The sequence below is a fragment of the Kocuria kalidii genome, assembly GCF_044462225.1.
Taxonomy (GTDB): domain Bacteria; phylum Actinomycetota; class Actinomycetes; order Actinomycetales; family Micrococcaceae; genus Kocuria; species Kocuria kalidii.
The window spans coordinates 1-11772 of record NZ_JBISWJ010000074.1 but is presented as its reverse complement, the minus strand read 5'-3'; the positions used below and the strand labels follow the sequence as shown (position 1 = coordinate 11772).

The window sequence follows — 11772 nt, the reverse complement described above, 5'->3', positions numbered from 1 at the left end:
CGCCGTGGTCCCGGGCGTCTCCCGTGCTGCTCCCGGCCGGACGGCCGGACACGGGGGCCGCCGGCGTCGGGAGCACACCGATTGGTGCTGGACCGACCGGTAGGTAAATCATGGACCGCATGACCTCCCCGACCCCCCGCCGGCCGGAGGGCGCCACCGGCGCCCTCGACCCGCGCGACCACCACGACGACGTTCCCGGTGCGGACCTGCCCGGCCCCGACGACAGCAGCTTCTTCGGCCAGCCGCGCATGCTGGCCAACCTGTTCAGCGTGGAGCTGTGGGAACGCTTCTCCTTCTACGGCATGCAGGGCATCGTCCTGCTCTACATGTACTTCGCCACGACCGAGGGCGGCCTGGGCATCGACCGGGCGACGGCCGCCGGCATCGTGGGCGCCTACGGCGGCACCGTCTACCTGTTCGCCATCCTGGGCGGATGGGTGGCGGACCGGCTGCTGGGCTCCGAACGCACCATGTTCACCAGCGGTGTGCTCATCATGGCCGGCCACGTCGCCCTGGCCCTGGTGCCCGGGGTCCCCGGCCTGGCCGTCGGTCTGGTACTCATCGCGGTCGGCTCCGGAGGGCTCAAGGCCACGATCACCGACCTGGTGGGCTCCCTCTACGGGCGCCGCGACCCGCGCCGGGACGCCGGGTTCTCCATCTTCTACCTGGGCATCAACATCGGTGGTCTCACCGGCCCGCTGCTGACCGGCCTCGTGCAGCAGACCTGGGGCTTCCACCTCGGCTTCGGGCTGGCCGCGCTGGGCATGGCCTTCGGGCTGACCCAGTACGGGCTCGCCCGCCGCCGGCTCCCCGGCCGGGCGCACCACGTGCCCAACCCCCTGCCCCGCGCGCAGTACGGCCGATGGGTCGGCCTCGCCGCGGCCGTCGTCGCCCTCGCCGCGGCCGCCGTGCTCACGGGCGTCCTCCACGCGGGCAACCTCGCGGACGTCGTGGTGCTCGTGACGGTCCTGGCCGCCGTCGCCCTGTTCGCCCTCCTGCTGACCAGCCCGAGGGTCGACGACGACGAGCGCTCCCGTGTGCGCTCCTTCATCCCGATGTTCATCGGCTCGGCCGCGTTCTGGGCGCTGTTCCAGCAGCAGTTCACCGTGATCACCATCTACTCCGACACCCGCCTCGACCGGGACCTCGGCGACTGGACCATGCCGATCTCGTGGGTGCAGTCCTTCAACCCCTTCTTCATCATCCTGCTCGCGCCGGTGTTCGCGGTGCTGTGGACACGGCTGGGCGACCGTCAGCCGGCCACCCCCACGAAGTTCGGTCTCGGGATCGTCCTGATGGGCTCGGCGTTCCTGATCTTCCTGCCGATGGTCGGGGTGTCCTCCGTGCCGGTGCTCTGGGCCGCCCTGATCCTCCTGGTCGCCACCCTGGGCGAGCTGCTGGTCTCACCGGTGGGGCTGTCCCTGTCCACCAAGCTCGCCCCGAGGGCGTATCCCGCGCTGATGGTCGCCCTGTTCTACCTCTCGGTGGCACTGGGCACCGCCCTGTCGGGATCCCTGGCGGGCTACTACGCCGAGCGGACGGAGGCCGTCTACTTCGGCGTCCTGGGCGCCGTGACGATCGTGATCGGCGCTGCCCTGCTCGTCCTGTCCCCGTCGATCCGCCGCACGATGCGCGGCGTGCGCTGATCCGCGGCTCCGTCCCGGCGGAGCGGGTGCCCGTCAGGACGGGGCCGGCCGGCCGGCGGTGATCTCCCGCACCACCTCCGCCGCCGCGACCTCCCGGGCCGACGCGAAGGAGGAACCGGCCCACAGGGCGATGGCCTCGGGGTCCCCCTGCTGCGCCGCCGCGGTCCTGATGGAGCGCGTCAGCTGGTTGACCTGCGGATATGCCGCTGGCGCAATATCGGTGAAGCGGTCCACGAAGCCGTTGCGCACGCCGCGCGCCGGCCGGCCCGAGAACGCCCGGGTCACGGCCGTGTCCGTGTAGCGGCCGGAACCGAGAGCCTCCCGGTACGCGGCCGAGGTCCCCGCCTCGTGCGTGCGCAGCAGGAGCGTGCCGATCTGGACGGCGTCCGCCCCGGCGGCCAGGGCCGTGGCCGTCCCGGCCGCGGAGGCGATGCCGCCCGCGGCCACGACGGGGACGTCCACGACCGCGCGCACCGCGGCGACGAGCTCCGGGAGCGGCTCCCCGCCCGGGACGTCCTCGGCGCGGTGGGTGCCCCGGTGCCCGCCGGCGGCAGGGCCCTGGACCGTCAGCAGGTGGGCGCCGGCCCGCACCGCGGCCTCGGCCTCCGGGACCGAGGTCACCGTGACGGAGGTCGTGGTGCCCACGGCCGCGAGCCGCTCCAGCACGGACGCCGCCGGGAGCCCGAAGGTGAACGAGACGACCGGCACCCGCAGCTGCTCCAGGAGCTCGAGCTTGGCCGGCCATCCGTCGTCGTCGGCGGGGTCCGTGTCCGGCAGCTCCACCGCGTACTGCCGCGCCACGTCCCGCAGCGCCTCCCGGTAGGCCGCGAGCGACAGGTGCACAGCAGGGTCGACCGCCGTGCCGGGGGGCGCGGTGTTCGCGGCCTCCGGCACGAAGACGTTCACCCCGAAGGGGCCGTCGGTCAGCGCCCGGACCGCCTCGACGTCCGCCCGGACGCCGGGCGGCGGGCGGTTGCCGGCGGCCAGAAAGCCCAGGCCGCCGGCAACCGTGACCGCCGCGGCGAGCGCCGGGGTCGAGGGTCCGCCGGCCATGGGCGCGCCCACGAACGGCACGGACAGATCGGTCAGCCGGAAGCGGTGCGGGGTCCTCGACATGCCTCCAGGCTAGGGATGCGGAGGGTCCGAGTCACTCCTGGGCCGGCCCCGGGTCGTGGCATAGGCTGTGGCCACGATCACCGTCCGCCGGGGTTCGCTCCCGGCACGATCGAATTCGAGGCACTCGATGGCCCAGTCAGCCGAATCCCAGGCCAGGTCCCGTCCCCAGCCGGAGCTCAAACGGGTCATGGGACCCGGCCTCCTGCTGCTGTTCATCGTGGGCGACATCCTCGGCACCGGCGTGTACGCCCTGACCGGCAACATCGCCGGCGAGATCGGCGGCGCGGCGTGGGCCCCGATCCTGGTCGCGTTCGTGGTGGCGACCATCACCGCGTTCTCCTACCTGGAGCTCGTCACCAAGTATCCCGGGGCCTCGGGCGCCGCGCTGTACACCCACAAGGCCTTCGGCATCCACTTCGTCACGTTCCTGGTCACGTTCGCCGTGCTCAGCTCCGGCCTGACCTCCGCCTCCACGGCGGCCTCGGCCGTGGCCTCGAACTTCACCCGGGGCTTCGGCCTGGAGGTCGGCACCACCGGGATCACCGTGGTCGCCGTGGCGTTCATCGCGATCCTCGCCGCCATCAACGTCCGGGGCGTGACCGAGGGGCTCGTGTTCAACGTGATCCTCACCTGCATCGAGCTGACCGGGCTGCTCATCGTGATCCTCGTGGGTTTCTGGGCGACGTTCCAGGGCCAGGCCGACTTCAGCCGGACGATGATCTTCGAGACCTCCGAGGACAAGGGCATCTTCCTCGCGCTGACCGCCGTGACCTCGCTGGCCTTCTTCTCCTTCGTGGGCTTCGAGGACTCCGTGAACATGGTCGAGGAGACCAAGGAGCCCACGCGGGACTTCCCCCGCGTGATGCTCTTCGGCCTGGGGCTCACGGGAGCCGTCTACATCCTGGTCTCGCTGTTCACCGTGGCGGTGGTACCCATCGGGGTCCTCGGCGAGTCGACCACGCCGCTGCTGGACATGGTCCGCGTCGGAGCCCCCAACATCCCGATCGACACCATCTACCCGTTCCTGACGATCTTCGCCGTGGCCAACACCGCCCTGATCAACATGCTCATGGCCTCCCGCCTGCTCTACGGCATGGCCCGCCAGGGCGTCCTGCCGAGCTTCCTGGGCCACGTGCTGCAGGGCCGGCGCACCCCGTGGTCCGCGATCGTCTTCACGACCCTGCTCGCGATGGGCCTGATCATCGTGATCAACAACCTGCTCGGCAGCGGCACGGCGAGTGCCCTCGGCGGCACCACGGCCCTCCTCCTCCTGGGTGTGTTCACCATCGTCAACATCGCGGCGATCATCCTCCGCAGGGACCACGCCCCCACCCACAAGTACTTCCACGCCCCCCGCGTCCTGCCGTACCTGGGCGCGGTCACCTGCGCCTACCTGGTGGGTCCCTGGGCGCAGGACCTCATCGAGTACCAGATCGCCGTGGTCCTGCTGCTGATCGGCCTGGGCCTGTGGATCGTCAACTTCGTCTACGACCGCCTGATCCTCGGCCGCAAGGTGCGCTTCGAGAATCCGGAGGACCTCGCACGCCTGGAGGACGAGCCCGAGGGTGGGGACCCGCACCGCACCCTGTGACCCGGTCCGCCCGTCCGTGGCGACCCAACCCGAGGAGATCCCGTGACCGTCGTCGTCGGATACCTGCCCACCGCCCCCGGACACGCGGCCCTGGACGCCGCGATCCTCGAGGCCGAGCGCCGCGGCACCGACCTGATGGTGGTGCAGCCGCGGCCCCGGCGCCAGCCGTCCCCGGAGGCCGGCACGGACGTCGACATCGCGCAGGAGAGGCTCTCCCGCGCCGGGGTGCGGTACGAGCTGCGGGAGCCGGCGCACGACAGCGACCCGGCCGACGTCATCCTCGACACGGCGCGCGAGCACCAGGCGGAGCTCATCGTGCTGGGCATCCGGAAGCGCTCTCCGGTGGGCAAGATCATCATGGCCAGCACGGCCCAGCGCGTGCTGCTCGAGAGCCCGTGCCCGGTGCTGTGCGTCAAGGCCGTCTACGACTGACCCCGGGATTTTATTTCTGTTTTCGAACTATTACTCTGGGCACAGACCCTGTCACCTGCGGTGCAGCGTGCCGGGGCCCGTCGGGATCCGCGGCTCCGACCTGCTCCAGCCGCTCGTGAAAGGCCCGCCATGCCAGCCTCGGCCCCCACCGCGCCGCGCCCCGCCCCCTGGGCGGAGCCCCCCGAGCCGCCCCGGCCGTCCCGCTGGGCCGCTCTCCTGCGCACGCTCCTGCCGGCGCTGCTGATCGTCGGCTGGCTCACGGTGGCGGGCGTGGGCGGGCCGTACTTCGGAAAGATCTCCGAGGTCTCCACGAACGACCAGTCCAGCTTCCTGCCGGAGTCCACCGAGTCCACCCTGGTGACGAACCTGCAGGGCGAGTTCCGGGACTCCGAGGCGATCCCCGCGATCGTCCTGCTCGAGCGCGAGGGCGGGCTGAGCGCGGCGGACCGTGCCTGGGCGGAGCAGGCCGCCGCCGCCGTGCAGGAGACCGGGCTCTCCGAGGGGGAGCCCTCCCCGCCCATCCCGTCCGAGGACGGCGAGGCCATCCAGATCGTCGTTCCGCTGCCCGACGGCGAGGTCGTCGACGACGTCGAGGCGCTCTCCGCGCTGTTCGAGGCGGACCGGCCCGATGGCCTGCAGGGCTACGTCACCGGCCCGGCGGGGTTCACGGCCGATCTCGTGGCCGGCTTCGAGGGCATCGACGGCCTCCTGCTGGGTGTGGCACTGGCCGTGGTCTTCGTGATCCTGCTGGTCGTCTACCGGTCCCCCGTGCTGCCCGTGCTGGTGCTGCTGACCTCCGTGTTCGCCCTGAGCGCCGCCATCCTGGTCGTCTACTGGCTCGCGGCCAACGACCTCGTGACGATCAGCGGACAGGTGCAGGGCATCCTGTTCATCCTGGTGGTCGGCGCCGCCACCGACTACTCCCTGCTGTACACGGCCCGGTACCGGGACGCGCTGCTGCACCACCGGCGCCGCGCGGACGCCACCCGGACGGCCCTCAGGGGATCGGTCGAGCCGATCGTCGCGTCCGGGGCGACCGTCATCGCCGGACTGCTGTGCCTGCTCCTGTCCGACCTCGCCTCGAACAAGGCGCTCGGCCCGGTCGCCTCGGTCGGCATCGTGATGTCGATGCTGGCGGCCCTGAGCTTCCTGCCCGCGGTGCTCCACGCCACGGGGCGGGCGGCGTTCTGGCCGTTCCGGCCCCGGTACGACGCCTCGGGGAGGGATCGGGTGCGCGTGGTCGGGCACGGAGCGGGCAGCCGTCCGACCGTCGACGGCCGGGGTCTGTGGGCCGCAGCCGCTCGCTTCGTGGCCCGCGCCCCGCGGGCGATCTGGGTGGTGACCACGGTGGTGCTCCTCGCGCTCGCCGGGTTCAGCACCCAGTTCCAGGCCTCGGGCGTGGAGCAGAGCGAGCTCGTGCTCGGCGAGTCCCCGGCCCGGGACGGCCAGGAGGCCCTGGCCCAGCACTTCCCGGGCGGTTCCGGCAGCCCGGTGGTCGTGATGGTCCCCACGGAGTCCCTGGACCGCGCGGTCGAGGCGGTCGAGGACACCGACGGGATCGCCGGCGTCGTCGCCGTCGCCGACGACTCGCCGTCCGGCACCCTGCCGCTGGGCGAGGACGCGCCTCCTCCTGCGGGGCCCTTCGCGGGAGCCGAGCCGACCGAGGCCGAGGGCCTCCACCAGCTCCGGGCCACGCTCTCCGACGCCGCCGACTCCCCCGAGGCGGAGCGGACGGTGCGGAACCTGCGCGAGAACCTGCGGGCGGCCGACGAGGAGATCCTCGTGGGCGGCACCACGGCGACGAACATCGACACCAACGAGACCTCGATCGCCGACCGCACGCTGATCATCCCGGTGATCCTCGTGGTCATCACGCTGATCCTCATGCTGCTGCTGCGCTCCGTCCTGGCGCCGGTGCTGCTGATCCTCACGACCGTGGTCTCGTTCTTCACGGCACTGGGCGTGTCCGCCCTCGTGTTCAACAACGTCCTGGATCTCCCCGGCGCCGATCCCTCCGTCCCGCTGTTCGGCTTCGTCTTCCTCGTGGCGCTCGGGATCGACTACAACATCTTCCTGATGTCCCGGGTGCGGGAGGAGTCGCTGGTCCACGGCACCCGGGCGGGCATCCTGCGCGGGCTGACGCTCACCGGCGGGGTGATCACGTCGGCCGGCATCGTGCTCGCCGCGACGTTCGCCGCACTGGCCGTCATCCCGATCATGTTCCTCGTGCAGCTGGCGTTCATCGTGGCGTTCGGCGTGCTGCTGGACGCGCTGATCGTCCGCTCGCTGCTGGTGCCGGCTCTCACCTACGACCTGGGCCGGGTCATCTGGTGGCCCTTCCACCGGCGGATCGAGCCCTGAGGCGCGGTCGCGGAGCAGTGCCGGACCGGCCGGCGCGGTGCCTCAGGCGGCGTGGTGGTCCGACCGTGGGACGACCGGGACCCGCGCGGTGACGGGGTGGGCGTCCTCCGCCCGGGCCGCCCCGGCGGCGGGACGCTCCTCGGTGCCCTGCCACTCCGCACCCTCCTGCTGCCAGCCGAAGCCGTAGGCGAGGGCGGGCACGAGCCGGTTGGCGAGCCCGCATCCCACCGCCAGTCCGGCCCATGCCACGGGGAACGAGGCGAGCACGTCGAGGGGGTGGTGCACGCCCAGGTAGAGACGGGACAGCCCGACGAGCGCGGCCGTCCCCAGTCCCGCGACCAGCAGCGCGGGGACGCAGCTCGCGTGCCGCACGGCGAGGCAGAACGCCGCGGCGACGGCGACGGCCGCCCCCGTGTGCCCGGACGGGAACGAGGCGAGGCCTTCCACGAGGACGAGGGGCTCGGTGGACGTCGCGGAGCCGGGGTGCGGTCGGCCCACGGCGACTCCGACCAGCCCGACCGCGGCCCAGCCCGAGAGCGCGGTGACGACGAAGCCGGCGGCGTCGCACGGCCGACGGCGGGCGAGAGCGAGCCAGGCGGTGAGAGCCGCGATGACGACGAGGACCCCGGGCGTGGAGAACGCATGGTGGAGGACGAGCGCCAGGGCGTCGAGGACGCCGAGGCGTGCCGCGTCGAGACGGTGCAGGACCTCGGTCTCCTGTGCCGCGATCCCCGGGGAGTACACCAGGAGCCGTCCCACCGTCGCCGTGCTCAGCACGACGATGAAGGGGACGACCACCCACTGGTGCAACTGGGGGAGGGACCAGGTGGAGCGGGCCGGCCGGGGGGAAGGATGCTGCGCCGGTAGTGCCATGCCCACCACCATGGCACAGGCGTCGTGAGCGGTATTCCCGGACGCGCGGCCGCCACGACGGTTCCGGCTGATTTCCCCGGCCGACCCGAGAAAATGACAAATCATGAAGCTCATGACCCCATGGCAGCCCTCCGACGCCACTGGATGGCGGACAGCGGCACAGCTCATGACGATGACGATCCGATCAACCTGCAGACGGTGATATCCCGTTATCCGTACCGCGTTTCACGTGGAACGCCGACCATGGGAGGGATCGACAACCGACAGGTGGTGACCGACCGACTGGTCAGTGGCGACGGCCCCGGAGCGGCTCTGGTTCGCCCGAGTAACGCATGTCCCCCGATGAGGGGACAGCTGTGCTCGTCGGCACGTCCCGCTACACTGGGCCGCCAACCCGGCCACCGCCGTCCGACCCCGAGGAGCACCCGTGTTCAAGAAGGACCCGCCCCGCAGCGCCCGACCGGCCGCCTCCCACGGCGATGCCGTCCAGCACGTGCAGGACGGTGGGGTCGCCATCTACTGGCGACCGGGCTGCCCGTTCTGCAGCATGCTCGAGCGCGGGCTCGGGGCGGACGCCGGACGGGCGACCTGGACCAACATCTGGGAGGACCGGGACGCCCTCGCGTTCGTCGAGTCCCTCAACGACGGCAACGCCACGGTGCCCACGGTGGTGACCCGCTCCGAGCACTTCGTGGCGGCGTCCCCCGACCGGGTCGCGGCCACCAAGGGGCTGATCGCCGAGGCCGGCCGGGTCCCCTGAGGTCCCTGGGCCGACGTCTCCGCGGCTCCTGCCGACGCCCGCCGCGACGCACCGGCGCTCCGGCGCGGAGGAACCGCACCGCACCGACCCTCCCCCGTATTCGACCTGTGAACAACGACTAGGCTGGCACCGCAGCACACGTTCACCGGTGAAAGAGGACGACGATGTCCGAGTCCGCCGAACCCCGGCTCCAGCCCGGTTCGCAGACCTCCCTCCGCAACGCCAACCAGCGCCGGGTGCTGGACACGGTGCGCCGGCACGGGCGCCTGACCCAGGCGCAGATCTCCCGGCGCACCGCCCTGGCGCCCTCGACGGTCTCCAACATCGTGCACGAACTGATCGGCGCCGGACTGCTGGCCGCCGAGTCGGACGGTGCCGGCCGCCGGGGCCAGCTCATCGGCTTCCGGGGTTCGGCCGGCCACGTGGTGGGCATCGACGTGGGCCACCGCCACGTCACGGTGGCCGTCGCCGACCTCAACCAGAGGATCCTCGCCCAGCGGCGCCACGACCTGCCGGAGGACCACCGCTTCGAGGACGACCTCGAGCTCGTCGGGCGGTCTCTCGAGACCCTGCTCCGGAGCCGCGGGATCCCGCGGGCCGGTCTCCTCGCGGCCGGCCTCACCCTCCCGGCCCCCGTGGACCTCGAGGGCCAGCTGGTCGGCGCGAGCACGATGCTGCCGGCCTGGGACGGCATCGGCGTCCGCGAGGAGGCCGCGCGCCGGCTCGGGCTGCCCGTCGTCGTCGAGAACGACGCCAACGCGGGGGCCCTCGGCGAGCACGCCTGGGGCGCCGGGCGGGGCGCACAGCACATGGTGTACCTCAAGGTCGGCCACGGCGTGGGGGCGGGACTGATCCTGAACGGCGTCCTGTTCCGCGGCGCCGCCGGATCCGCCGGGGAGATCGGCCACACGACCGTCGACGAGCGCGGCCGGGTGTGCCGGTGCGGCAACCGCGGCTGCCTCGAGACCTACGTCTCCTCCGGGGAGGTCACCCGCCTGCTGGCAGGCACCCACGGCCCGGACCTGACCGTGCCCGGTCTCGTGGCCGCGGCCGCCGCGGGGGACGTGGGCTGCGGGCGGGTCCTCGGCGACACCGGTCGGCTGCTGGGCGCCGCGGTGGCCGGCCTCTGCAACACCGTCGACCCCGAGCTCGTGGTCGTCGGCGGGGAGATCGCCGAGGCCGGCGATCTGCTGCTCGGCCCGCTGCGCGAGACCGTGTCCCGCCACGCGATCCGGGGCAACGTCCGGGGCCTGCGGATCGAACCCGCCCGGCTCGGGATCGAGGCCCACGTGGCGGGCGCGGTCGTCCTGGCGCTGCAGCACGCGGAGCTGCCCGCCGGTGCCGTTCCGGGAGGATGACGCGCCGACCGGTCGCCGTCTTCGACTAATGGACAGTCGGCGCGCCGAAGTTCTAGTGTGGACCGCGTCACAGGTATCCCCGTCCGCCGCAGGGTGCGTCCGCCCCGGAGTGCAACGGCAGGCACGTCCCGACGCCACGCCGGTCCACCACCAGTCACCTCTCCATCAGCAAGGGAGCTCTCCGATGAGCCAAGACGCCACGACCCCGACGGTCGCGGAGCACCCGAACACCAAGGCCGTCCTCCGGATCAGCATCATCGCCGCCTTCGGCGGCTTCCTCTTCGGCTACGACTCCGCCGTCATCAACGGCGCGGTCTCCGCCATCCAGGAGGAGTTCGGCGTGGGTCCCGGCCCGCTGGGCTTCGCCATCGCCTCGGCCCTGCTCGGCGCGGCCGCAGGTGCGTTCTCCGGCGGCCGGGTGGCGGACGCCCTGGGCCGCGTCCCGGTCATGAAGATCGCGGCGGTCCTCTTCCTCGTCAGCGCCATCGGCTGCGGCGTGGTCGACACCTTCGGCTGGCTGATCTTCTGGCGCATCGTCGGGGGCGTCGGCGTGGGCGTCGCCTCGGTCATCGCCCCGGCCTACATCGCGGAGGTCGCCCCGGCGTCCGTGCGCGGCCGGCTGGGCTCGCTGCAGCAGATGGGCATCGTGCTCGGCATCTTCATCGCGCTGGCCGTGGACGCCTGGCTCGCCGCCCTGGCCGGCGGGTCCACCGAGCCGCTGTGGTGGGGCTTCGAGGCCTGGCGCTGGATGTTCATGGCCGAGGCCATCCCGGCCGTCGCCTACCTGATCGGCTCCTTCACGATCCCCGAGTCCCCCCGCTACCTGGTGGAGGACGGTCGCCCGGACGAGGCCGAGGCGGTCCTGGCCAATCTGCAGGGCTCCGCGTCGGCCGCCGAGCGGGTGCGCCTCATCAAGCTGTCCCTCCGGACGGAGCACAAGCCCCGGCTGTCCGACCTGAGGGGACGCTCGGCCGGCCTCAAGCCCATCGTGTGGGTCGGCATCGGACTGGCCGCGCTGCAGCAGTTCGTGGGCATCAACGTGATCTTCTACTACTCGAACGTGCTCTGGCAGTCCGTGGGCTTCACCGAGGCCGACTCGTTCACCATCACCGTGATCACGTCCATGGTCAACGTCGCCGTGACCATCGTCGCGATCGCCCTCGTCGAGAAGGTCGGCCGGCGCCGGCTCCTGCTCGTGGGCTCGACGGGCATGACCCTGTCCCTCGGCACCCTCGCCGTCCTGTTCGCCACGGCCAACGTCGTCGACGGCGCTCCGGAGCTCGGTCCGGTCACCGGACCCATCGCCCTGATCGCCGCCAACCTGTTCGTGGTCTTCTTCGGCGTCTCGTGGGGCCCCATGATGTGGGTGCTCCTGGGCGAGATGTTCCCGAACCGGATCCGCGGCGCCGCGCTCGCCGTGGCCGGGTTCGTGCAGTGGATCGCCAACTGGCTGGTCACGGTGACCTTCCCGTCCCTGGCCGCCTTCTCCCTGGGCCTCGCATACGGGCTCTACGCGTTCTTCGGCCTCGTCTCCCTGATCTTCACGGTCAAGATGGTGCGCGAGACCACGGGCATCGAGCTCGAGGACATGCAGGACTGAACGACCCGCACCGCGCACGACGACGGCGGTCCGCC

General features: G+C 72.2%; 9 protein-coding genes. 7 read left to right on the top strand and 2 right to left on the bottom strand.

Annotated elements, in window-relative coordinates:
- Positions 1-119 precede the first annotated feature (119 nt).
- Entirely contained in the window at positions 120-1646 is a 1527-nt protein-coding gene (locus ACH9D3_RS10515; RefSeq protein WP_396410856.1) for an oligopeptide:H+ symporter, read from the top strand.
- A 33-nt stretch (positions 1647-1679) separates the two neighbouring features.
- Here the strand turns inward: ACH9D3_RS10515 and ACH9D3_RS10510 are convergent, their stop codons facing one another.
- Positions 1680-2762, bottom strand: a complete 1083-nt coding sequence (locus ACH9D3_RS10510; protein ID WP_396410855.1) for a nitronate monooxygenase — start codon at positions 2760-2762, stop codon at positions 1680-1682.
- A gap of 187 nt (positions 2763-2949) precedes the next feature.
- Between ACH9D3_RS10510 and ACH9D3_RS10505 the strand changes: the two genes are divergently transcribed.
- From ACH9D3_RS10505 to ACH9D3_RS10495, 3 genes are all read left to right on the top strand, one after another.
- Positions 2950-4353 (top strand): amino acid permease, encoded by a 1404-nt coding sequence (locus ACH9D3_RS10505; RefSeq protein ID WP_396410854.1) that lies wholly within the window; start codon positions 2950-2952, stop codon positions 4351-4353.
- A 42-nt stretch (positions 4354-4395) separates the two neighbouring features.
- Positions 4396-4785, top strand: coding sequence for a universal stress protein (locus ACH9D3_RS10500; protein ID WP_396410853.1), 390 nt, complete (start codon positions 4396-4398; stop codon positions 4783-4785).
- Between the two features lie 129 nt (positions 4786-4914).
- On the top strand, positions 4915-7146 hold the full coding sequence (locus ACH9D3_RS10495; RefSeq protein WP_396410852.1) for an MMPL family transporter: 2232 nt from the start codon (positions 4915-4917) through the stop codon (positions 7144-7146).
- A 42-nt stretch (positions 7147-7188) separates the two neighbouring features.
- Here the strand turns inward: ACH9D3_RS10495 and ACH9D3_RS10490 are convergent, their stop codons facing one another.
- The gene (locus tag ACH9D3_RS10490) at positions 7189-8019 is read right to left on the bottom strand and encodes a phosphatase PAP2 family protein (protein WP_396410851.1); all 831 of its coding nucleotides are present in this window, start codon (positions 8017-8019) and stop codon (positions 7189-7191) included.
- 427 nt (positions 8020-8446) lie between these two features.
- Here ACH9D3_RS10490 and ACH9D3_RS10485 point away from each other — a divergent pair, with 427 nt between their 5' ends.
- The 3 genes from ACH9D3_RS10485 (at position 8447) to ACH9D3_RS10475 (ending at position 11737) form a co-directional block, all read left to right on the top strand.
- Positions 8447-8779, top strand: a complete 333-nt coding sequence (locus ACH9D3_RS10485; protein ID WP_396400061.1) for a glutaredoxin domain-containing protein — start codon at positions 8447-8449, stop codon at positions 8777-8779.
- Between the two features lie 164 nt (positions 8780-8943).
- Positions 8944-10137 (top strand): ROK family protein, encoded by a 1194-nt coding sequence (locus ACH9D3_RS10480; protein WP_396410850.1) that lies wholly within the window; start codon positions 8944-8946, stop codon positions 10135-10137.
- 184 nt (positions 10138-10321) lie between these two features.
- On the top strand, positions 10322-11737 hold the full coding sequence (locus tag ACH9D3_RS10475; RefSeq protein WP_396410849.1) for a sugar porter family MFS transporter: 1416 nt from the start codon (positions 10322-10324) through the stop codon (positions 11735-11737).
- Positions 11738-11772 lie beyond the last annotated feature (35 nt).